This is a genomic window from Nocardioides sp. Leaf374, from assembly GCF_916862475.1.
GTDB lineage: Bacteria > Actinomycetota > Actinomycetes > Propionibacteriales > Nocardioidaceae > Nocardioides > Nocardioides kribbensis.
In genome coordinates, this window is record NZ_CAKASO010000004.1 from 33,650 (window position 1) to 56,518 (window position 22,869).

General features: G+C 74.6%; 25 protein-coding genes. 13 read left to right on the top strand and 12 right to left on the bottom strand.

The features are described 5' to 3' along the window. The first annotated feature begins 133 nt into the window (after positions 1–133). Positions 134–832, top strand: coding sequence for a class I SAM-dependent methyltransferase (locus tag LPA27_RS02950; RefSeq protein ID WP_228941454.1), 699 nt, complete (start codon positions 134–136; stop codon positions 830–832). A gap of 184 nt (positions 833–1,016) precedes the next feature. Here the strand turns inward: LPA27_RS02950 and LPA27_RS02955 are convergent, their stop codons facing one another. From LPA27_RS02955 to LPA27_RS02970, 4 genes are all read right to left on the bottom strand, one after another. After that, positions 1,017–1,484 (bottom strand): hypothetical protein, encoded by a 468-nt coding sequence (locus LPA27_RS02955; RefSeq protein WP_228941455.1) that lies wholly within the window; start codon positions 1,482–1,484, stop codon positions 1,017–1,019. Positions 1,485–1,493: 9 nt separating this feature from the next. Then, positions 1,494–1,730: a hypothetical protein gene (locus tag LPA27_RS02960; RefSeq protein ID WP_228941456.1), complete on the bottom strand. Its 237-nt coding sequence runs from the start codon at positions 1,728–1,730 to the stop codon at positions 1,494–1,496. A 100-nt stretch (positions 1,731–1,830) separates the two neighbouring features. Next, the gene (locus LPA27_RS02965; protein ID WP_228941457.1) at positions 1,831–2,562 is read right to left on the bottom strand and encodes a carbon-nitrogen hydrolase family protein; all 732 of its coding nucleotides are present in this window, start codon (positions 2,560–2,562) and stop codon (positions 1,831–1,833) included. Positions 2,563–2,650: 88 nt separating this feature from the next. Further along, positions 2,651–3,136, bottom strand: a complete 486-nt coding sequence (locus LPA27_RS02970) for an AAA family ATPase (protein ID WP_228941458.1) — start codon at positions 3,134–3,136, stop codon at positions 2,651–2,653. A 30-nt stretch (positions 3,137–3,166) separates the two neighbouring features. Here LPA27_RS02970 and LPA27_RS02975 point away from each other — a divergent pair, with 30 nt between their 5' ends. Further along, the gene (locus LPA27_RS02975) at positions 3,167–3,592 is read left to right on the top strand and encodes a GNAT family N-acetyltransferase (protein WP_228941459.1); all 426 of its coding nucleotides are present in this window, start codon (positions 3,167–3,169) and stop codon (positions 3,590–3,592) included. A gap of 51 nt (positions 3,593–3,643) precedes the next feature. Here the strand turns inward: LPA27_RS02975 and LPA27_RS02980 are convergent, their stop codons facing one another. Together LPA27_RS02980 and LPA27_RS02985 are read right to left on the bottom strand one after the other, a co-directional pair. Continuing rightward, on the bottom strand, positions 3,644–4,270 hold the full coding sequence (locus LPA27_RS02980; protein WP_228941460.1) for a GrpB family protein: 627 nt from the start codon (positions 4,268–4,270) through the stop codon (positions 3,644–3,646). 10 nt (positions 4,271–4,280) lie between these two features. Beyond that, entirely contained in the window at positions 4,281–5,123 is an 843-nt protein-coding gene (locus LPA27_RS02985; RefSeq protein WP_228941461.1) for an alpha/beta fold hydrolase, read from the bottom strand. A 36-nt stretch (positions 5,124–5,159) separates the two neighbouring features. Between LPA27_RS02985 and LPA27_RS02990 the strand changes: the two genes are divergently transcribed. The 6 genes from LPA27_RS02990 (at position 5,160) to LPA27_RS03015 (ending at position 8,207) form a co-directional block, all read left to right on the top strand. Then, entirely contained in the window at positions 5,160–5,810 is a 651-nt protein-coding gene (locus LPA27_RS02990; RefSeq protein WP_228941462.1) for a CG0192-related protein, read from the top strand. A 26-nt stretch (positions 5,811–5,836) separates the two neighbouring features. Beyond that, positions 5,837–6,412 carry a hypothetical protein gene (locus LPA27_RS02995; RefSeq protein WP_228941463.1) on the top strand — a complete coding sequence of 192 codons (576 nt, stop codon included), beginning with the start codon at positions 5,837–5,839 and terminating at the stop codon, positions 6,410–6,412. 86 nt (positions 6,413–6,498) lie between these two features. Next, positions 6,499–6,915, top strand: a complete 417-nt coding sequence (locus LPA27_RS03000; RefSeq protein ID WP_156697892.1) for a hypothetical protein — start codon at positions 6,499–6,501, stop codon at positions 6,913–6,915. A gap of 50 nt (positions 6,916–6,965) precedes the next feature. Next, positions 6,966–7,358, top strand: coding sequence for a DUF6314 family protein (locus tag LPA27_RS03005; RefSeq protein ID WP_267477177.1), 393 nt, complete (start codon positions 6,966–6,968; stop codon positions 7,356–7,358). A 183-nt stretch (positions 7,359–7,541) separates the two neighbouring features. Beyond that, positions 7,542–7,703 carry a hypothetical protein gene (locus LPA27_RS03010; protein ID WP_193660834.1) on the top strand — a complete coding sequence of 54 codons (162 nt, stop codon included), beginning with the start codon at positions 7,542–7,544 and terminating at the stop codon, positions 7,701–7,703. Between the two features lie 177 nt (positions 7,704–7,880). Next, positions 7,881–8,207, top strand: coding sequence for a hypothetical protein (locus tag LPA27_RS03015; RefSeq protein WP_228941464.1), 327 nt, complete (start codon positions 7,881–7,883; stop codon positions 8,205–8,207). Between the two features lie 37 nt (positions 8,208–8,244). Here LPA27_RS03015 and LPA27_RS03020 read toward each other — a convergent pair whose 3' ends face one another. Then, positions 8,245–9,918 carry an alkaline phosphatase D family protein gene (locus LPA27_RS03020; protein WP_056904067.1) on the bottom strand — a complete coding sequence of 558 codons (1,674 nt, stop codon included), beginning with the start codon at positions 9,916–9,918 and terminating at the stop codon, positions 8,245–8,247. A 131-nt stretch (positions 9,919–10,049) separates the two neighbouring features. Then, a complete protein-coding gene (locus LPA27_RS03025; protein WP_056864437.1) occupies positions 10,050–11,081 on the bottom strand; it encodes a zinc-dependent alcohol dehydrogenase family protein in 1,032 nt (343 codons plus the stop codon). Positions 11,082–11,184: 103 nt separating this feature from the next. On the opposite strand from LPA27_RS03025, the gene LPA27_RS03030 reads away from it, so the two are divergent. Further along, positions 11,185–12,711 carry a helix-turn-helix domain-containing protein gene (locus LPA27_RS03030; protein WP_056864692.1) on the top strand — a complete coding sequence of 509 codons (1,527 nt, stop codon included), beginning with the start codon at positions 11,185–11,187 and terminating at the stop codon, positions 12,709–12,711. A gap of 175 nt (positions 12,712–12,886) precedes the next feature. On the opposite strand, the gene LPA27_RS03035 is transcribed toward LPA27_RS03030, so the two are convergent. Beyond that, positions 12,887–16,027 (bottom strand): crotonase/enoyl-CoA hydratase family protein, encoded by a 3,141-nt coding sequence (locus LPA27_RS03035; RefSeq protein WP_228941465.1) that lies wholly within the window; start codon positions 16,025–16,027, stop codon positions 12,887–12,889. A 58-nt stretch (positions 16,028–16,085) separates the two neighbouring features. Here LPA27_RS03035 and LPA27_RS03040 point away from each other — a divergent pair, with 58 nt between their 5' ends. The 4 genes from LPA27_RS03040 to LPA27_RS03055 all read left to right on the top strand — a co-directional run bounded on the left by LPA27_RS03040 (position 16,086) and on the right by LPA27_RS03055 (position 19,780). Then, the gene (locus tag LPA27_RS03040; protein ID WP_228941466.1) at positions 16,086–16,775 is read left to right on the top strand and encodes a TetR/AcrR family transcriptional regulator; all 690 of its coding nucleotides are present in this window, start codon (positions 16,086–16,088) and stop codon (positions 16,773–16,775) included. Positions 16,776–16,881: 106 nt separating this feature from the next. Next, complete coding sequence (locus LPA27_RS03045) at positions 16,882–17,751, top strand: glycerophosphodiester phosphodiesterase (RefSeq protein WP_324251233.1); 870 nt, start codon at positions 16,882–16,884, stop codon at positions 17,749–17,751. Beyond that, positions 17,748–19,169 carry an MFS transporter gene (locus tag LPA27_RS03050; RefSeq protein WP_228941467.1) on the top strand — a complete coding sequence of 474 codons (1,422 nt, stop codon included), beginning with the start codon at positions 17,748–17,750 and terminating at the stop codon, positions 19,167–19,169. The genes LPA27_RS03045 and LPA27_RS03050 overlap by 4 nt, the downstream gene beginning before the upstream one ends. A gap of 224 nt (positions 19,170–19,393) precedes the next feature. Further along, on the top strand, positions 19,394–19,780 hold the full coding sequence (locus LPA27_RS03055; protein ID WP_056864435.1) for an RNA polymerase-binding protein RbpA: 387 nt from the start codon (positions 19,394–19,396) through the stop codon (positions 19,778–19,780). Positions 19,781–19,824: 44 nt separating this feature from the next. On the opposite strand, the gene LPA27_RS03060 is transcribed toward LPA27_RS03055, so the two are convergent. From LPA27_RS03060 to lnt, 3 genes are read right to left on the bottom strand one after another with little or no spacing between them, the layout of a single operon-like run. Beyond that, the gene (locus LPA27_RS03060) at positions 19,825–20,400 is read right to left on the bottom strand and encodes an FxsA family protein (protein WP_228941468.1); all 576 of its coding nucleotides are present in this window, start codon (positions 20,398–20,400) and stop codon (positions 19,825–19,827) included. Beyond that, complete coding sequence (locus tag LPA27_RS03065; RefSeq protein WP_056864434.1) at positions 20,397–21,209, bottom strand: polyprenol monophosphomannose synthase; 813 nt, start codon at positions 21,207–21,209, stop codon at positions 20,397–20,399. Before LPA27_RS03065 ends, LPA27_RS03060 begins: the two co-directional genes overlap by 4 nt. Further along, positions 21,206–22,786 (bottom strand): apolipoprotein N-acyltransferase, encoded by a 1,581-nt coding sequence (lnt, locus tag LPA27_RS03070; protein ID WP_228941469.1) that lies wholly within the window; start codon positions 22,784–22,786, stop codon positions 21,206–21,208. Before lnt ends, LPA27_RS03065 begins: the two co-directional genes overlap by 4 nt. Between the last annotated feature and the right edge of the window lie 83 nt (positions 22,787–22,869).

Consider the following 22,869-nt stretch of genomic DNA (forward strand, 5'->3'; position numbering starts at 1 on the left):
CCCGTCGCCTTGACGCGAGCAGGTGGAGGTGGTGCGTTGGTCCGGGCACCGATCCGGGCACCGATCCGGGGGAGCAGGGGGATCCCGGCGCTCTCGGTGCGACCACCGACAGCGCGAGGGGACGAGGACGACGATGCGGGCCGACCACTACGACGACTTCGCCGAGGCCTACGCCCGCGACAACGAGTCGAACCTCTTCAACGCCCACTACGAGCGACCCGCCATGCTCGACCTCGCCGGCGACGTGACCGGACGTCGCGTCCTGGACGTCGGGTGCGGCGCGGGCGCGTTGGCGCAGGCGCTGCGGGACCGCGGGGCCCTGGTGACCGGCCTCGACGCGAGCCCGGCGATGGCCGCGCTGGCCCGACGGCGCCTCGGCGACGACGTCGACGTCGTGGTCGCGGACCTCGCCGAGCCGTTGCCGTTCGCCGCAGGGGAGTTCGACGACGCCGTCGCCTCGCTGGTGCTGCACTACCTGCCGGACTGGTCAGGCCCGCTGGCCGAGCTGCGACGGGTGCTGGAGCCCGGCGGTCGGCTGCTGCTCTCGGTCAACCACCCGGTCATCCGCCCGGTCGTCTACCCGCAGGAGGACTACTTCGCGACGACGGCCTACACCGAGGACTACACCTTCGACGGCCGCACGGCGGCGCTGACCTTCTGGCACCGACCGCTGCACGCGATGACCGACGCGTTCTCGCGGGCCGGGTTCCGGATCTCCACCCTGGCTGAGCCGCCGTTCTCGCCGCAGACACCGGCGGAGCTGCTGCCGCCCGACCTCGGCGACCGCACCGCGTTCCTCTGCTTCCTCTTCTTCGTCCTGGAGGCACGGTGACCCACCGTCTCGGCCGTTCGTCGGGACGTGGCTCGGGAGCAAGTACCGGGGAGGGGCGGATACGTCCTCCACGGCTGTCATTCGCCGCGACCTGACATAATGTCAGTTATCGGCGGCATGTTCAGGCCGCGGTGAATGGGTCGAGAGGGTGCTGATCGCGGGTCAGAACCCGTCAGCGTCGAGCTCAGGACCCGGCGAGGCTGGCCCCGGTCCACGACTCGTCCTCGGAGACGTTCCGGATGACGTCGAGCCAGCCCGGGGGCTCGAGGGCAGGCTGGTCGCCGTCGTCGATCTCGGCGACCAGCGAGCCGTCCTCGTGCTCGTCGACGACGACCAGCAGGCCGTCGCGGCGGACCATGTGGCGCCGCTTGCGCAGCACCCGGCTCGGCAGCGCGGCCAGGACGGCCCACTCGGCGTCGTCGAGGTAGAGGTTGGTGCACGCGACCTCGGCCGGGCCGTCGGTCAGCCGTACCTTGTGCCCGAGCTTGCGGACGACGGTGCCGTCGGCCTCCCGCACCTCGCGCAGCCGCAGCCGCGTGCCCGTGACGTAGCGGTCGACGATGTCCTTGGTGCTCGACACCTCCTCGGGGATCCGACGGACCAGCCAGCGGCGCTCGCGCTCGACCACGGCGTACTTCAGTGAGACGGACATCGCGACAGGCTAGGGCCCGGAGGGGTTCGGGCCCGACGACCCGGGCTGGTGGAACCGTACGGCGTCGCGCTGGGCCTTCGCCGCGCTGGCACGGGCGCGCTGGTCGGCCTCGTGGCGGCTCGACAGCTGCTCTCCCCCGGTCTCACCGCTGCGCAGGCGGCGTGCGAGCCGACCAGCGCTGACCCAGCCGGCGACGGCGTAGAGGACGACGGCCGCCAGACAGGCGACGAGGATCCAGGTGAACACGACGGGCCTCCCGAGACGGAAAGTAAAGACGACGCGATCCTAGGCCACAGCGACACCGGGCGCGGCTGACCGCGCAGGACGGTCGCCCTGCCGACTCGGGCTACGTCGGGGCGACGAGCGTGGCACGCACGACGCGGCCGACGGCCTCGTCGGCCTCGACCAGGACCGATCCGTCGGCGGCGACGACCACCGAGCGGCCGGCGGTCTCGGTGAATCCCCCGCCGGTGCCGCCGGCGTGACTGGCGATGAGCACGGGCACACCGAGCGCGCGACTGATCACGAAGGCCCGTGCACGGCACTCGACGACGTCGGCGGGCACGTCGACGACACCGGCGGCGTAGAGGTCGACACCGAGCGGGGCCAGACCCGCGGTGTGCTGGCTGGCTCCGGTGTCCTTGCAGATGGCCAGGCCGACGACCCAGCCGTCGACCGTCGTGGTGGCTGGGCCGTCGCCGGGGGTGAAGCGGCGGTGCTCGTCGCCGTGGAGCCAGCTCTTGCGGTAGGCCAGCGAGACCCCGTCGCCGTCGACACGGACGGTGGCGATGAAGAGGCGGTCCTCGACGGCCACGGGAGCGCCGACCAGGGCCACGGCTCCCGCCCGGGCGCAGGCCTCGACGATGACCGCCCAGTGCGGGTCGTCGAGCTCGACGGGCTCCGCGTCCAGCTCGTAGCCGGTCAGCGAGAGCTCCGGGAAGACGACCAGGCGGGCACCGGCCGAGGCGAGGGCGAGGGCGTGCTCGCGCGCGGTGGCGGCGAGGTCACCGCGATGGACCCTCGGCTGCGCGACGGCGACGGGCAGGTCGGGCAGGTCGGGCAGGTCGGGCTTGCTCACGCGGCACACGATCCCACGGCCCGTCGCGGCACCACGCGCCACGGCGACCCCACGCGCCACGGCTACCGGAGTGCCGCGACCACCCCTCTCAGCTGCTCGGCCCCGTCTGCGGGGCGTCGACCACCACGAGCGGCCCCTCCTCGGGCGTCGGCGCCTCGACGTGGTCGACGTAGCGCTCGGCCAGCGCCTCGTCGATGACGAAGTCGTCGGGGTGCGCCGCACGACGCCCGCGCAGGCGGGCCAGCACGGTGGCGCGGTCGGTGGCGAGGTGGACGGTCTCGGGCACGACGCCCAGCGGCGCCAGGAGCCGGCGGTAGTCGTCGCGCATCGCGCGCGACCAGAAGGAGAAGTCGAGCACCACGTCGGCGCCGTCCCCGACCAGCTGCAGCAGACGGGCGCGCAGGTCGGTCTCGATCTCGGCCCGGACCCCGGGTGGCAGCGGCACCGTGGTGATCCCGCGCCGCCACATCTCGACGTCGAAGGACAGCCGGGTCATGCCGGCCGTCTCGAGACGTCTCGCGTAGGTCGTCTTGCCCGACCCGGCCGGCCCGCACATGAACACCACCCTCGGCATCCCGCCAGGCTAGTGCGCGAGACTCGCTGCGTGATCCGCCCCCTGAGCACCGACGACCTCGACGCCTGCGTGGAGATCTACGTCGAGACCTTCGCCGCCCCGCCCTGGGAAGAGTCGTGGGCGCCCGTCGACGCGCGCCTCCGCCTGTCCGACTTCCTCGCGACACCGCGCAGTCTCGGGGTCTGCGCGCTCGACGCCGGGGCCGTGGTGGGGTTCGCACTCGGGCACCGCGAGCGCTCCGGACCCGAGGACCACTTCCTGCTCCAGGAGATGTGCGTCGCCCCCGGCCGCCAGCGGGCCGGCGTCGGCGGCGCCCTGCTCGAGGCGCTGGGAGCAGCGATGCCCGACGTACGGCACTGGTTCCTGCTCACCGCCCGCGACAGTCACGCCGCCGACTTCTACGCCCGGCATGGCTTCCGCCCGGCGGGCCGGCTCGGAGTTTTCGTCCGACCCTGAGACGTCCGAGCCCGAGCCGTCCGACCCGGAGTCGGCGAGCGTGTGAACGGGTCAGTCCGACAGGCCTGCGGCGCGGAAGGCACGGGCGTAGATCGCGCGCACCACGTCCTGCTTGCGGGCGTTGTAGAGCATCGAGTGCTCCCCCGCCGCGCTCGCGGCGTCGGCGGCGGAGCGCTTTGCGGCGGCGTAGAGCTCCCGCTCGTCGGGGTGCGCGCGCAGCCAGTCGCGCAAGAGTCGGTGCTTCCACGGCTCCGCACTGTCGGGCCCGAAGACGTGCAGGTGGCAGCCGAGGCTCTCCCCCAGCGCCGGCGGGTCGAGGCGCAGCAGCCGGTGGCCCTGCCACCACGGCTCACGCACGGTGAGCACGAAGCCCAGCGCCTCCAGCGCCGGCACGTAGGCGTCCTCGTCGTCGGGGTCGGCGAGCACCAGGTCGAGGTCGAGGGTGGGCTTGGCGGCGAGCCCCGCCACGGCGGTGGAGCCCACGTGCTCCAGCATCAGCACCCGCCAGCCCAGGGCGGTGCGCAGCTGCGCCATGACCTCCTCGGAGCGCTGCGCCCAGGAGGGGTCGGGGTCGACGACGACGACCGAGGGGCTCGGGCCCCTCCCGGCGACCCAGGGCGACTCCCCCGGCGGCGGCGCGTCGCCGGCGAAGGACACGATCTGGGCGCGGGTCGGCATGCCGGTCAGGCTAGAGCGCCGCGGTGAGGAAGACGCGCAGCGCGGAGACGAAGGCCTCCGGCCGCTCCGAGTGCACCCAGTGCCCGGCGCCCTTGATGGTCACCTGGCGCGTGCGCGGGAAGAGGGCACGCATCAGCGGCTCGTGCTCGGGCTGCACGTACGCCGAGCGTGCGCCGGCCATCCACAGCACCGGGTGGTCGAACGGCGCGACGTCGTCGAGCTCGGGGAAGCCCGCGATGGCGGGCAGCTCGCGACGCAGCAGGTCGAGGTCGGCCTGCCAGCGGAAGCCGTCCTGGCCCGAGCGCAGGTTCTGCAGCAGGAACCCGCGCACCCGCTCGTCGTCGATCGGGCCGGCCAGACCCGCGTCGGCGTCGGCGCGGCTGGTCAGCGCGGGCAGGTCGAGCCCGGCCAGCGCCCCCAGCAGGTGCTCGAACTCCCCCGCGCCGTCGCTGGGCGCCGGGGAGATGTCGACCACGACGAGCCGGTCCACGAGGTCGGGGTGACGCAGCGCGAGGACCATCGCCACCTTGCCGCCCATCGAGTGGCCCACGAGGTGCACCGGGCCCTGCGCGGCGTAGCTGGCGCGCAGCCAGGCGGCGACGGTCTCGGCGACCGTCTCGTAGTCGGCGGTGCCGGTCCACGGTGAGCGGCCGTGGTTGGGCAGGTCGACGAGCACGGAGCGGAGGTCGGGCTGGAGGGCCTTGGCGACCTGGGTGAAGTTGCGACCCTGCCCGAAGAGCCCGTGGAGGAAGACGACGGTGGGGCCGGTCGAGCCGACCTCGGTCGTGTGCAGCGCGGGCGGGGGCGTGTCAGAGGTCGACGGCTCGGGGGCAGCGGCGTCGGGCGAGGTCACCGGTGCAGCCTAGGAGCCCCGGCTAGCCTGCCGGGCATGGCCCTCCTGCACCGCGCGAGCATCGTCCCGACCAAGCTCGAGGCGATCAACGCCTGGCTGCCGCAGCAGCCGTGGGCGCTCGACGCGGGCGAGGTCGAGACCCTGGGCGCCTTCCGGTTCGACGACCCGGCCGGCGAGGTGGGTGTGGAGACCTTCCTCGTGCGCGACGCCGCCGGCGGTGTGCTCCAGGTGCCGCTGACCTTCCGTGGCGCGCCGCTGCCCGACGGCGAGCGCTGGCTGGTCACGACCATGGAGCACACCGTGCTGGGTCCGCGCTGGGTCTACGACGGCTGCGGCGACCCGGCCTACGTCGCGACGCTGGCGGCCACGATCGCCGACGCGGCCGGCGAGGCCCGCGAGGTGGTGCGCCAGGACGACGGCACCGAGGTGGAGCGCGACCCGTCGGCGCGCGCGAGCGGCACCGGCGGCGCTGCGCCGCTGGCGGACACCGCACTCGACGTCGGGCGCGCGCTGGGCGAGGAGGCCGTCACCGACGTCGACGGCTGGACCCTCGTGCGGGTCGGGGGCGCGACGCTCGGCGTCTCCCGTCACCCCGCCGCCGCCCCGGCCGACCCGCCGGCCGGTGTGCTCACGGGCCACGCGGGCGAGGCGACCGGCCCGCTGCTGCTCGCCACGCTCACCAGGTGAGGGCTGCGGTCCGGCAGGATGGCGCCGTGATCCCCCTCGTGGCCGGCCTCAGCACGACCCAGCTCGTCGCGCTGATCGTCGTCCTGCTCATCGCGCTCGCCGTCGTCTCGGCCGTCGTGACCCGCTTCCTGGTGCGGCGCGGGCTGCGCACGCCCTTCGCGATCCGCCAGATCAACAAGGGCCGCGACAAGGTGGTCTCGATGGTCAAGCGCCCGATCACGATCATGGTGCTCGACGAGGTCGCCGACGTCATCCAGACCGGTCACTACACCAAGAACATCTCCGACGCCCTGCTGGAGAACCACGACGAGCTCAAGGCCCTCGTCACCGAGAAGGTCCGCCACGACCCGACCTCCCGGCTCATCGGACGCCTGCCCGGCTACGACCTCGTGGTCTCCGAGGTCACCGAGACCACGCTGCGGGTGCTGATCGAGATGCTCGGCGACCCCCGGATGGACGAGCTGGTCTCCGACCTGCTGCGCAACAACCTGCAGCAGATCAAGCTCGCCGTGCGCGAGCGGCAGAACGAGCTGCTCCCGCCCCCGCCTCCGCCCGATCCCCCGCCCCACCTGGCCCACCGGCGGCGGCGCACGCCCGGCTAGGATCGGCCCCAGCAGCACCCCGCACGAGCGCAGCCCGGCTGCACGCACCACCCCCGATCGAACTCCGAGCAGAGAGCGGCCCGACCGTGTCCCTTCCCGTGTCCCGGCCCGAGGCGTCGACCCCGGCCACCCCCGAGACCGTCACGCAGCAGCCCTACGTCGCTCCCCCGCCGGTCGCCGGCCCGCTCGGCTGGGCCCTGGCGCTCGGCGCCGCGACGGCGCTCCTGCTCTCCAGCTGGATGCTCTACTCCACCGACACCCCCGACGGCATGTGGTCGGGCTACATCTCGCAGTCCTTCGCGCTGGTGATCATCCTCGCGGCGCTCTCTCTCAAGGTCGACCTCCCGGCCGCGCCCGCCATCGGCGTGCTCTTCCTGTGCGGCATCGGCCTGGTGCTGGTCGGCATCTTCGCCAACAGCTCGACGACCGTCATGGTCAGCGACCTGTCGGCCGGCATCGTCGTGCTGATCGCCGCGACGCTGCGCACCACCCAGAGCCGCTGACGCCGGCTCCCCCGCCCGGCCGGTCGACCCCGGCCGGGCCGCTCGACCTGCTGGGCACGTGGTCGGTCGAGCGCGACATCGACGACCGCCACGACGGGCTGCGCCGCAGCGTGGTGGGGCTCGCCGAGCTCAGCCTCCTCGGCGACGGCCGCGTGAGGTGGCACGAGCACGGCACCATGTCCTGGCCAGGCACGAGCGTGCCCGTCTCCCGCACCCTCTACGTCGAGCCCCGCGACCAGGGCTGGTGGGTCACCTTCGAGGACGGACGCGACTTCCACCCCTGGGAGCCCGGCGTGCAGGTCGACCACCCCTGCGGGCGCGACCACTACCGCGGGCTGCTCGAGCCCGGCTCCCCGGCCGGCGGCTGGACCATCACCTGGGAGGTCCGGGGCCCGGCGAAGGACTACACGATGGTCGCCGCGCACCGCCCGCTGCACGGCTGATCCGACGGCCCGGCGCCACACGTGGTCACAGGTGACCACGGCGCATGGCCCGTCTGGGCCAGGCCTCCCCCGCTCCGTCCGGACAGTCTTCGCGACGCGCGTGTCGTTCACCTCACATCGGCCCCCCGGTGTCCGTACGGTCAGGGGACGGATCCCGGACCGACGCCGAGAGGAGGAACCGCCATGTGGGACACCACCCCCGCCACCGACACGCACCTGTCGCACGACATGCCGTGCCTGCGCTGCGGCCACGCCGTGCACACCTTCCTGGCCTGCGGCGACAGCTGCTCCTGCGAGCCCGTCGTCATGCCGGGCACCCCCGTGCGCACCGCCCGCGTCGCCTGACCCCGCAGGCCGGCCACGAGGCCCGCTCCGGTGGTTGAGGAGCGAGCGCCAGCGAGCGTCTCGAAGCCACCACCCGGCCATGGCGGTCGTGGAGGAGCGCCTCGGCACCAGCCGCCTTCGCACGCACGTTCTGTCATCCTGGTGCGCGACCGAGTCACCGACCCGCGAGGACCAGCCGTGCCCCCACGCCCCGAGGTCGTGTGCCTCTGCGGCTCCCTCCGCTTCGCCGAAGAGCTGACCGAGGCGACGCGCGTACTCACCCTCGCCGGGGCGATCGTGCTCGCGCCGGTCGTGCTCGACCGGCCGTCGGACCTGTCCGTCACCGACGAGCCCGTGAGCGAGGAGCAGCGCACCGCGCTCGGTGAGCTCCACCTGCGCCGCATCGACCTGGCCGACCGGGTCCTGGTCGTCGCCCCCGGTGGACACCTCGGCGAGTCCACCCGCCGGGAGGTCGCCTACGCCCGTGCCCAGGGCAAGCCCGTCGCCTTCGCCGGGCCCGCCTGAGCGGGCTCCCCTCCCCGGGGTCGACCCGCCGCGCGGCTCAGACGTCGACCGAGGACACCGCGCGCCAGACCGGCCGGTCGTGGTCGCCGTCGCGGACCTCGCCGGTCGACCAGGTGATCGACAGCCCGCCGGGGCGCACGTCGAGGGTGGCCAGCAGGTTGGTGAACCACGGCCCGTCGGTGACCTCCCAGTGCAGCGGCGAGCGCAGGGTGCGCCGCCCCATGACCCAGCCCCGCGGGCGGGCCTTGCCGCGCACGCCCAGCGAGAAGGCCAGCCGCATCACCGTGGGCAGCGGGTTGCGGATGGGCGAGCACACCGCCTGCACGATCCGGCTGCGCGCCTCCACCCCGGCCCTCGGGTCGGGCCAGGCGCGGGCGAGGTAGCTGTGGTGCACGTCGCCGCTGAGGAAGGTGACGGTGATCGGGGCCCGGCCCCGCTCGCCGGCGGCCACCTCGCGCGCCATGAGACCGACCTTGCGGAAGCCGTCCTGGAACGCGGCCCAGTGCTCGATGTCGACGGCGCGGCGCAGCTTCTCGGCGAGTCGCGCGACGTGCTTGCCCCACACGCCCTCCGCGACCGCCTCCACGACGGCCTCGGTGTGGTGCAGGCCGGGGGCCATGAGGAACGGCAGCGAGGTGCCGATGAGCAGGTGGTCGACGTCGCCGCGCATCTGCGAGTCGAGCCACGCCATCTCCTCGTCGTCGATGATCGAGCGCAGCTGGGGCTCCAGCACGCGGGCGGCGCGGGAGTCGACGACGACCAGGCGCGCCTGGGTGTCGAAGGTCCGGGCGTAGCTCCACCGGTAGGTGGTGGGCTCGCGGTCGGCGAGGTCGGCCAGCTCGTCGAGGGTCTGGGTGAGGTCGAGCTCCTCGGGGCCCTCGTGGCCGGCCACGAGCTGCCACACCCGGTCCTCGGCGCGACCGGCGGCGTCGAGGTTGCCCAGGTGCTGGTAGACCCAGTAGGAGGCGAGCCCGCCGACGATGCGGCCCTTCCACCACGAGGTGGCCTCCATGTCGCGTCGCCAGGTCACCGAGGTGTTCCAGTCGTCGCGGATGTCGTGGTCGTCGAAGATCATCGCGCTGGGCACGGTCGAGAGCAGCCAGCGGTTGGCGGGGTCGCTCCAGGCGAGGCGGTAGAGCTCGGCGTACTCCTCGTAGTCCTGCAGCTCCCAGCCCGGGTCCTGGTCGGGGTCGCGCCGTGCGGCGATGAAGTCGCGCATCGACTCCGAGGTCTCGTCGGCGTAGACCTGGTCGCCCAGGAACATCATGAGGTCGGGCCGTCGCTGCTCGGGGTGACGGATCAGGTGCAGGCCGAAGGTGCGCAGCGAGTCGACGCCGAAGCTCTCGTGGTGCTCCTCGTCGTGGGGCACCGCGACGCGGCACGACCCGAAGAGCAGGTGCAGCGGACGCCCGGCCAGCAGGGTCCCGATGACCGAGTCCTCCTGGGGCGTCTCCGGCGGGGGCCAGACCTCGGCGCCGTCGAGGGAGACGGTGTAGGCCGAGCGCGACCCCGGCTGGAGGCCGGTGAGCTCGACGAGCGCGTAGTGGTGCCCGTGCACCCGCCAGGTGCGGGCCTGCGCGCTCGGGCCCGCTCCCCCGCCCTCGGCGGTGGTGCTGACCGTGACCGACGTGGCGTCGGAGGTCTCCACCCAGATCGTCGCCGACGTCTCGTCGACGTGGCGCAGCAACGGTCCCAGCACCAGCTCGGTCATGCGTCCTCCCACCGGTCCGTGCGGACCTCTCCCGCGGGCACGCTACTCGCGGCCGACGGCGCCGGGCCCACCCGTGTGGGCCCGGCCGCTGCCGGGGCGCGCGGCGGCGCGCCCCGGTCCCTCCGGTGCCCTCAGGGCTGCAGCAGCACCTTGGTGGCGCGGCGCTCGTCCATGGCGGCGTAGCCCTCGGCGACCTGGTCCATCGGCAGGGTCAGGTCGAAGACCAGCCCCGGGTCGATGCGGCCGGCCAGCACGTGGTCGAGCAGCTCGGGCAGGTAGCGGCGCACGGGGGCCATGCCGCCGGCGAGACCGACGTTGTGGGAGAACATCCGCCGGATCGGCAGCTCGACGCCGTGCGGTACGCCGACGAAGCCGACCGTCGAGCCGGGGCGGGCGACCGTGAACGCGGTGCGCATGGCCTGGTCGGTGCCGACGCACTCCAGGACCGCGTCGGCCCCGACGCCCCCGGTGATCTCCATGACCTCGGCCTCGCCCTCCTCGCCGCGCGTGGCCACCACGTGCGTGGCGCCGAAGTCGCGGGCGATGCGCTGGCGCGACTCGTGGCGCGACATGACCACGACCTTCTCGGCGCCCATCATCGAGGCCGCGAGCACACCGCACAGGCCGACGGCCCCGTCGCCCACGACCACGGCCGTGCCGCCCTCGGCGACGCCCGCGCTCACCGCGGCGTGCCAGCCGGTGGGCATGACGTCGGAGAGGGCCATCAGCGAGGGCACCAGGGCGGGATCGGGGCGGCCGTCGCCGAGCACGCCGTCGACGCGCACGAGGCTGCCGTCGGCGTGGCCGACGCGGGCCAGCTCGCCCTGGCCGCTCTGGGTGATGGAGAGGTCGACGCAGGCCGACTGCATGCCGGCGCGGCAGTGGGCGCAGGTGTTGTCGCAGTGGTCGAAGGGCACGACGACGAAGTCGCCGACGCGGATCTGGGAGACCGAGGAGCCGACCTCCTCGACGACGCCGATGCACTCGTGGCCGATGGTGGAGCCGGCCTTGATCGGGTTCTCGCCCCGGTAGGGCCACAGGTCGGAGCCGCAGATGCAGGCGGTGGTGACACGGACGACGGCGTCGGTGGGCTGCTCGACGCGCGCGTCGGGCACCTCCTCGAAGCGGATGTCGCGGGCAGCGTGGATGGTGGTGGCCTTCATGGTGCCGATCCTGGCACGCCCTCCCCGACCGCCCGGAGCGGCCCGACACGCGCGGGTCACGGAGGATGCGGCGCTATCTCACATGTGAGTTACCGTGGACGGCATGAGCGAGGGATACAAGGGTCGGATCGGCAACCTCATCCGCGACGCCCGCAAGCACCGAGGCCTCACCCAGCACCAGCTGGCCGAGCTGCTCTCCACCAGTCAGAGCGCGATCAACCGCATCGAGAAGGGCCATCAGAACCTCTCCCTGGAGATGCTGGCCCGCATCGGCGCTGCGCTCGACTCCGAGATCGTGGCCCTCGGCGCCGGTCCGACGCACCTGCGCGTGAGCGGTCCGACCACGCTGACCGGCAGCATCGAGGTGAAGACCTCCAAGAACGCCGGCGTCGCGCTGCTGTGCGCCTCGCTGCTCAACCGCGGGCGCACGACGCTGCGGAAGGTCGCCCGCATCGAGGAGGTCAACCGTCTGCTGGAGGTGCTCGGCAGCCTCGGGGTGCAGACCCGCTGGCTCAACGCCGACAACGACCTGGAGATCATCCCGCCCAAGGAGCTGCGCCTCGACGCGGTCGACGAGACCGCGGCGCGGCGTACGCGCTCGGTCATCATGTTCCTGGGTCCGCTGCTGCACCGCGCCGACGCCTTCGAGCTGCCCTACGCCGGCGGCTGCAACCTCGGCACGCGCACCGTCGAGCCGCACATGGCCGCGCTGCGGCCCTTCGGCCTCGAGGTCAAGGCGACCGACGGGATGTACCACGCCCAGGTCAACCGGGCCATCGAGCCGGGCCGCCCGATCGTGCTCACCGAGCGCGGCGACACCGTCACCGAGAACGCCCTCATGGCCGCCGCGCTGCACCCGGGCACCACGGTGATCCGCAACGCCTCGTCGAACTACATGGTCCAGGACCTCTGCTTCTACCTCCAGCGCCTCGGCGTCACCGTCGAGGGCGTCGGCACCACGACGCTGACCGTTACCGGTTGCGAGGTCATCGACGTCGACGTCGACTACGCCCCGGCCGAGGACCCGATCGAGGCCATGTCGCTGCTGGCCGCCGCGATCGTCACGAAGTCCTCGATCACGATCCAGCGCGTGCCGATCGAGTTCCTCGAGATCGAGCTGGCCACGCTGGAGGAGATGGGCTTCCGCTACGACCGCACCGAGGAGTACGTCGCGCGCAACGGCCACACCCGGCTGGTCGACCTCACCACCCACGCCTCCGACCTGCACGCGCCGCTGGACAAGATCCACCCGATGCCGTTCCCCGGCCTCAACATCGACAACCTGCCGTTCTTCGCCGTCATCGCCGCGGTGGCGACGGGCCAGACGCTGCTGCACGACTGGGTCTACGAGAACCGCGCGATCTACCTCACCGAGCTGACCAAGCTCGGCGCCTCGGTCAAGCTGCTCGACCCCCACCGCGTGATGATCGAGGGGCCGACGCACTTCTCCGGCACCGAGATCGTCTGCCCGCCGGCGCTGCGCCCGGCCGTGGTGATCCTGCTGGCGATGCTGGCCTCGAAGGGCACCTCCGTGCTGCGCTCGACCTACGTCATCCACCGCGGTTACGAGGACCTCGCCGAGCGCCTGAACACCCTCGGCGCCTCGATCGAGACCTTCCGCGACATCTGAGGTCGGGCCGCGCCCGGCGGTGCGGGTGTCACCAGCCGGCCGGTGAAACCCGCACCTGTCGGCCCACGCACGGGCCGACAGGTGCGGGTCCGGGCCGACAGCTCCGCCTCCCGCCGTACGACGGGCACGCGCGGCACGGGTGCGCCCGCGGCCCCGGCAGGGGCGGCGGCCGGGGTCAGCGACCCCGCCACACCGGGTCGCGACGCTCGGCGAAGGCCTCGACGCCCTCGCGGGCGTCGTCGGAGAGCAGCACCGCCGAGGCCAGCTCGCCCTGCCGCTCGAAGGCCTCGGCGGACGCCCAGCCCGGTGACTCGTCGACGACCCGCTTGCCCAGCGCGACGCTGAGGGGTGCGTTGCCGGCGATCCGCGCGGCCAGGGCGACGGCCTCCTCGAGGGCGTCGCCCGGCGCCACGAGCCGGTTGACCAGGCCCAGGGCGTGCAGGCGCGGCGCGTCGACGGGCTCGCCCAGGAGCACCAGCTCCATGGCGACGTTGCGCGGCAGCCGCTCGCGGGCGCGCACCATGCCGCCGGCGGCGGCCACCAGCCCGCGGCGGGCCTCGGGCAGCCCGAAGGTCGCGTCCTGCGCGGCCACGACGAGATCGGCGGCGAGCACGAGCTCGCAGCCCCCGGCGAGCGCCGCTCCCTCCACCGCCACCACGAGCGGCGTCGTGGGCGGTCGACCGGTCAGCCCGAGGGGCCCGCGCCCGGCGGTCACCGGCAGCTCGCCGCGGGCGGCGGCCCGCAGGTCCATGCCCGCGCAGAAGGTGCCACCCGCTCCGGTGAGCACGATGGCCCGCACCCCGGGGTCGGCCTCGGCGTCGTCGACAGCCTGCTCGAGTGCCTCGGCGGTGCGGGCGTCGACGGCGTTGCGCACCTCCGGGCGGTCGAGCGTGACGACCAGCACGGCACCGCGACGCTCGGTGCGCACCGGAGGGCGCGGCGCCGCGGGCAGCGGGGCCGGCGTCGAGCCCGGGCGCCCGGGGGCGGTCACCACGAGACGCTCCTCCCCGCTCCCGCTCCCGCTCCCGGTCCCGCCGCCGACGGCGACCTCGACCTCGGCGCCGAGCAGCACGTCGTCGACCATCGCCGTGACGAGCGCGGGGTCCTCGCTGCGCACCAGCACCCGCTCCCCCGTCGGCGTGAGCAGGCTGGCCACGACGGCCTCGGGCTCGCCGGAGCGGTCGTAGGGCAGCGTGGCGGCCTCCACGACGGCGGGTCCGGCGTAGGAGGCGAGCACGGGGCGCCGGGGCGGCCGGTCCACCACCGGGCGCAGGTGGGCGAAGGCGCGCTCGGGCGGGGTGGCGGAGTAGAGGCCGAGGGCGTGCTTGGTGGCGTACCAGCCCAGCGAGGTGCTGAGCCCGAGCGCCCCCGGGCGGGCCCGCAGCAGCGGCACCATCGTGGCGACGGCGTGGCTGCCGTAGTTGTTGCCGGGACCGCCGGCGAAGGTGAGCCCGCCGGTGACCGTCAGGGGTCGGGCGGGGTCGTCGAGCGGCAGTCCGAGCGCGTCGGCCGCGATCTCGACCGCGGAGGGGAAGCAGGCGTAGAGGTCGACCAGGTCGACGTCCTCGATCGAGGCGCCCGCGTGGGCCAGCGCGGCCGCGCCGATCGCGGCGATCGCGGGCGAGCGCGACAGGTCGTCGCGCTCGGAGACGAACCACTCGTCGTGGGCCGAGGCGCCCGCGTGCACGAAGACCCACCGCTCCTGCGGGACGCCGGCGGCCTCGGCGGCGGCGACGCTGGTCAGCACCGTGCCCGTGGCCAGGTCGACCTGCAGGTTGGCGCACAGCAGCTTGGTGTACGGCGCACTGACCGCGCGGTTGTCGGGTGCGGGCGTGGCCAGGTCCTCCGCGGCGACCCGGTGCGGCGACCACGCGTAGGGGTTGGCGGCGGCGACGCCGGAGAAGCGCGACCACAGCCGCGCCACGTGGTCGAGGTGCTCGCTCGCGCTGCGACCCAGGCGCCGGCGCACCGCCGACTCCAGCAGGGCGTAGACGTAGACGGGCGCGCCGAGGCCCACCCCGGTCTCCGCCTCGGTGTTGGCGACGCGGTCGACGCCGACGGTGCGGGTGGGGGCGGTGCCCTCGGGCTGGCGGGGCCAGTCGAGCTCGATCCCCAGCGCCTGCGCCCGCGAGACCGTGGCGCCCGCCTCCGCGCCGGCGAGCAGCACGACGTGCGCGCGACCCTCGGCCACGGCCTCGGCGGCGTCGTTGACGACCAGCTGGCCGCCGTCGCCGCCGTAGGGGCTCGACTGCACGGTCGCGACCGGAGTCGCGCCGACGCCGGCGGCCACGAGGGCGGCCTGGTCGGCGTAGGTCCACGACGCGCTGGGCACGGCGTAGACGTGGTCGGCGGCGGCGAGCAGGTCGAGCGCCGCGCCGGCGTCCTCGGCGGCGAGCCGCAGCGCCTCGACGGCCAGCGCGACGGGGTCGCGGTCGGGCCGGGCCGCCGGGTCGGGGTCGCGCTGCACGACCTGGCCCACGCCCACGATCACCGGGGTGCTCGCCTCGAGCATCCGGCCCGAGGCCCGGTGGAGCACGGGGGCGGAGCCGACCCGCAGCCGCGGGCCCGCCGGTGCCGCGCCGCTGAGCGCCTCGGAGAGCGCCACCAGCGAGGAGGCGAGGGCGGCCTCGACGCTGCGGGTGGCGGTCGTGCCGACGGGGCCGCGCAGGGGTGCGCCGTCGAGACCGGCGTCGAGCCTCACCACGCTGCCGCCGTCGGTCGGCGCGACGCGCAGCCACAGCGCGAGGGTGACGCCCATCGGACCGGTGCCGCGCAGGGCCAGGCCGTGCTCGTCGGCCGCCTCCACCCGCCAGCGCGCCTCGGCGGGGATGTCCATGAGCAGGATCTGCTGGCGCAGGGTGTCGCCCTCGGCCAGCACCTCCGGCACGTCGCCGCGGTAGGCGGCGTGCAGGGTCAGCCACGAGGCGAGCGCTCCGGTGGAGTGCAGCTGCTCGACCACCGCCGCTGCGGGCGACGCCACCGACCGGGCCGCGCCCACGTGCCGCGCGAACCCGTCGAGCCCCGCGGGCGCGGGCATCGCGGCGTCGGGGTCGAGCACGCCGTGCTCGCCCGTCCCCGCGCCCTCCTCCGGCCCGCTGCGCGCGGAGCCGGCCAGCCCCACCCGCGCGGCGAGGCCCTCGCCCACCCCGGCGGCCAGGCCGCGCACCAGCCCCGGGGTCCGCGCGAGCGCCACCGATCCCCGCGCCCCCGCCGTCGTACGCCGCACCGCGCGCGCCACCCGGTCGGCGGGGGCGGGCGCGCGGCCGGGGGCGGCGGGTCGGGCGGGGTCGGTCGCCGCGGAGGGCTCGGGGTCCATGGGCCCAACATACCGTCGGCCCGGACTGTTTGTGGGCCAGGACCGTTAGCCTGGCCCGATGACCGCGACCCGCCCGTCACACCCCCGGCGCAGCCAGGCCGAGCGCAGCGCGGCGACCCGGACCCGGGTGCTCGACGCGACCGTGGCCTCGCTGCTGGAGAAGGGCCACGCCGCCACCACGCTGGCCGAGGTGCAGCAGCGCGCCGGTCTGGCCCGCGGCACGCTGCTGCACCACTTCCCCACCCGGGCGGCGCTGATGGTGGCGGTCGTCGAGGAGGTCGCCGCCCGGCGCCTCGGGGTGCTCGGTGAGCGGGCCGGCACCAGCACCGGCACCAGGGCCGACGCGCAGGCCGACGCGCGGGCCGGCACGCAGGCCGACACGCAGGCCGGCCCGCAGACCGGCTGGGACGCGGCGGTCGACCTCGTGCAGGCCGACCTGGCCGACCCCGTCTTCCTGGCCGTCCTGGAGCTGTGGGTGGCCGCGCGCACCGACCCCGACCTCAGGTCGGTGCTGGGCCCGGTCGAGCGCCGGGTCTTCGCCACGGTGCACGCCACCGTGGCGGGGGTCGTCGGCGACGAGGACCCCCGCGTCGCGACCCTCGTGCAGTTCACCGTCGACCTGCTCACCGGCGCCGCCATGACCCGGCTCGTCGACCCCGGTGGCTCCGCGCAGGCGCGGGTCGTGGAGCGGTGGCGGCGCGCCCTCCCCGTGCTCCTCGGGCGCGCCGACGCCGACACCTGGCTGTGACCCGCCCCCGACCGGCCCCCACCCGCGCCGGGCCGGCGGCCGACACGCGCGGCGGGCCCCACCCGCCGCTCCCCGGGGCCGGGCGCGGAGGTGCATACTCACGCCCGTGACCCGACGCCCGCGCACCTCGGCCGCACCGCGGGCGTCGCGGGCCGACGCGGTGCCGGCGTACCTGCGGGAGGGCACCACGGACGCCGGGCCGACGCGACCGGTGCTGGCCTTCGCCCACCGCGGTGGGGCCTTCCACCCCGAGATCGAGGGTCTGGAGAACACGCTGGCGGCCTTCCGCCACGCCGCCGACCTCGGCTACCGCTACCTCGAGACCGACGTGCACGTGACCCGTGACGGCGTCCTGCTGGCCTTCCACGACAGCGTGCTCGACCGGGTCAGCGACCAGCGCGGCGCGATCTCCTCGCTCAGCCTGGCCGAGGTCCGACGAGCCCGGGTCGGCGGCCGGGAGCAGGTGCCGACCCTGGCCGAGCTCTTCGACGCCCTGCCCGGGGCCCGCTTCAACGTCGACCTCAAGTCCGACGGCGCCGTGGCGGCCCTCGCCGACTTCGTCGCCGCGCGCGAGGCGTGGGACCGGCTGCTGGTGGGCTCGTTCTCCCCGCGACGGCTGGGGCGGTTCCGCCGGCTCACCGGCGGGCGCGTGGCCACCTCGGCCCACCCCGTGGAGGTGGCGGTGTGGCGGCTGTGCCCCAGTGCGCGCCTCGCCGACCTGCTCACCGGACGGCGGGTCGCGGCCCTCCAGGTGCCACGGGAGCGGCGGTGGGGCCGCTGGCGGCTGCAGGTCGTGACCCGCTCCGTCGTGCGCCGGGCGCACGCGGCCGGCAAGCACGTGCACGTGTGGGTCGTCGACGACCCCGAGGAGATGACCGCGCTGCTCGACCTCGACGTCGACGGCCTGATGACCGACCGCACCGACGTCCTCCGCGAGGTCCTCCTCGCGGCGGGGCGGTGGAGGGAGCCCGCATGAGCACCGACCCCGAGCAGTCGACCGGCGCCCCGCGCGGGGTCGCCGACCTGCGTCCGCTGGAGCGGCGGCGCGAGCAACGGGCCTGGAGCTGGTACGACTGGGCCAACTCCGCCTTCTACACCTCGGTGCTGACGGTGCTCTTCGCGCCGTACATGATCACCGTCGCCGGGCGGGCCGCCGGCTGCCCCGACCCCGACGAGACCTGCAGCCGCACCGTCTCGCTGCTGGGGCTCGACCTGGCCGCCGGCTCGCTGCCGGCCTACCTGACGACCTTCGCCACCATCGCCAGCGCCTTCGTGCTGCCCGTGGTGGGGGCCTTCGTCGACGGCTCGGCGCACAAGAAGCGCCACATGGCCGGCTTCGCGTGGGCCGGCGCGCTCGCCGGGTCGCTGCTGTTCTTCATGGAGGGCGACGACTGGCAGCTCGGCGCGGTCGCCGTGGTGGCCGCGAGCATCCTCGGCGGCTGCTCGCTCGTGAGCTACTACGCGATCCTCGTCGACATCTCCACCGTCGAGGAGCGCGACCGGGTCTCCTCGCGCGGCTGGGCGTGGGGCTACCTCGGCGGAGGCCTGCTGCTCCTGCTCAACCTCGTCGTCGTGCTGGGCCACGACGCCTTCGGCATCGGCACCGAGCTCGCCGTACGGCTCTCGATGCTCTCGGCGGCGCTGTGGTGGGCCGGCTTCACGATCGTGCCCTTCGTGCGGCTGCGCGACCACCAGCCCTCCCCCGAGGCGCCGTCGCGCGAGGGCTCCCTCGTGCAGCGCAGCTTCGGGCAGCTGTGGACCACGATGCGCGAGCTGCGCGGCTACCCGATGACCATGACCTTCCTGATCGCCTACCTCTTCTACAACGACGGCATCCAGACCGTCATCGCGAGCGCCTCGACCTACGGCTCCAAGCAGCTCGGTCTCAGCCAGACGGTGCTCATCGCGACCATCCTGATGATCCAGTTCGTCGCCTTCGGCGGCGCGCTGCTCTTCGGCCGGCTGGCCTCCACCCACGGGGCCTACCGCTGCCTGTTGTGGGGCACGGTCGGGTGGATGGCGATCGTCGTCGCCGCCATCGCCCTGCCCGCGGGCGACGTCGGGCTCTTCGTGCTCACCGGAGCCGCCATCGCGGTCGTCATGGGCGGCACCCAGGCGCTGTCGCGCTCGTTCTTCAGCCTGCTCATCCCGCGCGGCCGCGAGGGCGAGTACTTCGCGCTCTACAACGCTGCCGAGCGCGGCACCTCGTGGTTCGGCACGCTGCTCTTCGGCGTGGTCTTCCAGCTCACCGGCTCCTACCGCCCCGCCATCTTCGCCCTCCTGGTGTTCTTCCTGCTGGGCTTCCTGGTGCTGCTGCGCCTCGACCCCCGGCGCGGCATCGAGGAGGCCGGCAACACCGTGCCGGCCTCGCTGATGCGGCGGGCGGCGGCCTGAGGGGCTCGCCCGCCGCCCGGGGGCCGCATCCTGAGAGGCGACTGTGAATCCGCGGGGGTGAGCCGCGTCGCGGTGTTTTCCGGAATTGTCCGGACCTCAGTACCGTTGATCACTTCGTGAGACCGGCATCGCGACGGCCGCTGCGTTCCCGCGGCCCACGGCGACCGTGCCGTGCTTCGGCCTCACGTCAGACCACCCGGGGGACAAGGAACTGGAGGTGCCTCATGGCTGAGCGCACGTTGCGCGGAGCGCGACTCGGAGGACAGAGCTTCGAGGACGAGCGTGGCATCGAGTTCGCGGCCCGCCAGCAGGTCGGCTACCGCTGCCCGCAGGGTCACGGCTTCGAGATCACGATGTCGGTCGAGGCCGAGATCCCGGCGGTGTGGGAGTGCCCGCGCTGCGGCGCCGAGGCGCTGAGCACGTCGGGCATCGAGAAGGAGGTCAAGGCCGAGAAGCCGGTGCGCACCCACTGGGACATGCTGCTCGAGCGCCGCTCTGAGAAGGAGCTCGAGGACATCCTCAAGGAGCGCCTCGAGCTGCTGCGCGGCGGCGAGATCGGCCCGGCCCACCTCCACCGCGCCAACGCCAAGAAGCGCCAGGCCTCCGCCTGACGCCCGCGCGGGTCCGGCCCCGGCCGGACCCCGCGACGCGGCGGCTACTCGCCGTCGACGACCTCGCCCCGGACCACCGGCCCCTGCGGCCCCGGTCCGGGGCGTCGTGCGTCCGGGCGGGGTGCGCCCGGGAACCCGCCCGGGAAGCCGCCCGGTCCGGCGGGGCCGCCGCCGGCCACACCCCCCACCAGGCGTCGCGAGACGAGCGTGGTGAGCACGCCGCGGAAGAGCGGGCGCGTGATCGGCAGGATGAGCAGGATGCCGAAGACGTCGGTCACGAAGCCCGGGCTCAGCATGAGCGTGCCGCCCAGCACCACCAGCCCGCCGTCGGCCAGCTCGCGCGCGGGCATGCGCCCGGCCTCCAGCGTGGTGCGCATCGCCCGCCACGCGCGCGCCCCCTCGCGGCGGATGAGCCATCCCCCGAGGATGCTGTCGAGCACGAGCAGCAGCACGGTCCAGCCCACGCCGATGACCTGGCCGACCTGGATCAGCACGTAGATCTCGACGATCGGCATCACCACGAAGGCGACCACGAGCAGCAGCGCCCAGGGGCGGCGCCGGCCGGCGGCCGGGCTGCCGGGTCGCCGGCCGGGCCGGGGTGCGTCGTCGGGCTGGCTCACGGGCGTCCCGCCCCGCTGCGCGCGCGGTGCGAGCGGCCCGACCCGGCGGTGCGGGCGCGGCGGCGGCGTACGGCCTCGGCGAGCTGGCGGCGCCGCTCGCGCAGGCCCCACTCGGTGACGCGCCGCAGCGACTCCGAGGCCACCGACCCGCTCATCTTGGAGTCGCCGCGCACGCGCTCGACGAACTCGATCGGCACCTCCCGCACCCGCAGGCCCGCCCGCAGCGTGCGGGCGGCGAGGTCGGTCTGGAAGACGTAGCCCGTCGAGGCGACCGTCGACAGGTCGATCTTCTCCAGGGTGGTGCGCCGGAAGACCCGGAACCCGGCGGTGGCGTCGCGCACCGACATGCCCAGGAGCAGGCGCACGTAGAGGTTGCCCCCGCGCGAGAGCGCCTGGCGGTGCCACGGCCAGTTCACGACCGAGCCGCCGGGCACCCAGCGCGAGCCGATCACGAGGTCGGCCTGCTGGAGTGCGTCGAGGAGGGCACCGAGCTGCTCGGGCTGGTGGGAGCCGTCGGCGTCCATCTCGCCGATGACGTCGTAGCCGGCGCGCAGCGCGACGTCGAAGCCGTGGAGGTAGGCCGCTCCCAGGCCCTCCTTGGCGGTGCGGTGCACGACGCTGACCTGGGGGTCGGCCGCGGCGAGGGCGTCGGCGAGGTCGCCGGTGCCGTCGGGCGAGCCGTCGTCGACGACGAGCACGTCGACGTCGGGCTGCGCCCGGCGCAGCCGCCCGACGATCCAGGCGATGTTCTCGGCCTCGTCGTAGGTCGGGACGACCATGACGACGCGGCCGAGTCCGGCGATGCTCATGCGGGGCCTCGTTCGCTCGAGTGACCGGCGAGCGCGGGCGCGCTCCCGGAGGTGCGGTGCGTGAGTGTGGGTCGACGACGATACGGGACGACGGCCGCCAGGAGTCCGAGGAGCGACGCCAGGATGCACAGCCGGGCCACCCACGGCCCGACCCTGACCCCCGGGGTGACGGTGCTGGTGAGCCCGACCTCCGAGACGAGCACGGCGGTGGTGCGGGGGTCGGCGGTCTCCACGACCTCGCCGGTCGGCGAGACCACCCCCGAGACGCCGTTGGTGGAGGCCACCACCGTCCAGCGCCCGGTCTCGATCGCCCGCAGCCGCGTGATCGCGAACTGCTGGTCGATCTGGTCGGTCTGGATGAAGGTGGCGTTGGAGGTCTGCACGGTGAGCAGCTCCCCGCCGCGGGTCACCTGGGCGTAGATGCCGTCGTCGTAGGCGATGTCGAAGCAGATGGCGTCGGCCACGCTCACCCCGGCGACCTCGAGCGGCTCCACCCGGGTGCCGGCCCGCATGTCGCGCTGGATGCGGGCCAGCTCGCCGAAGTTGAAGTCGAGCAGCTGTCGGAAGGGGATGTACTCCCCGTAGGGCACCGGGTGCCACTTGGTGTAGCGCTCCCCCGCCCCGCTGACCGGGTCCCACACGATGCCCTGGTTGAGCACGTGGTCGGGGCCGTCGTCGACCAGCCCGCCGACCACGACCGGCACCCCGATCGCGCCGACCGCCCGCTCGATCCCGGCACGCGTCGTGACGTCGCTGAAGGGGTCGACCGCGGTGGAGTTCTCCGGCCACAGCACGAAGTCGGGACGGGCCGCCTCGCCGCGCGCGACGTCGTCGGCGAGGTCGACGGTGGCCTGCACGTGGTTCTCGGTCACCTGGCGGAAGTCGTAGAGCACGTCGTTGCCCAGCGGTCCGGGCACGTCGCCCTGCACGGCGGCGACGGTGGCGGTGCTCGGGGCCTCGTCGAGCTCGCGCGCCCCCGCGTCGTACGGCGCGAGCGCCGGCACCGCCAGCAGCGCGACCAGGCCCGCCAGTGCTCCGCCCGCCGCGAGCCGGGAGCGGCCCGTGGCCACCACGAGCCAGGCCAGCAGCGCCGAGCCGAGCGCGAGCAGCGCGCTCACGCCGACCATGCCGACCCACGGCAGCGAGGCGGCCACCGGGGTGTCGACGACGGCGAAGGCCAGCCGGCCCCAGGGCATGCCGCTGAAGGGCCAGCCGCTGCGCACGACCTCGGCGGCCACCCAGGCGGCGCCCGCCCACAGCGGCCAGGCGCCTCGTGTGCGCGGCGCGGTGGAGAGCCGTGCCACCGCGGCGCCGAGGGCGGCGTAGAAGAGCGCCTCCACCACCGACAGCGCGATCCAGGCGGGCACGGCGACGGCGCGCATCCACCAGATGTGCACCAGGTAGAAGGACAGCCCGAAGACGAGGCCGACCACCAGCCCGCGCCGCGCCGACAGGCCGTGGGCGCAGACGAAGAAGCCGGCCACGGCCAGTGGCAGCACCGCCGGCACCGCGACCGGCTCGAAGGCCAGCGAGAGGGCGACACCGGCGAGGAGGGCGCCCAGGCTCCGGATCAGCACGCGACCACGGTACGGGGCGTGTCCCGGCAGAGGTACGGAAGGATCCCGGCACCCGTCGGTCCAGCCCGGGCGAGACCGGCTGC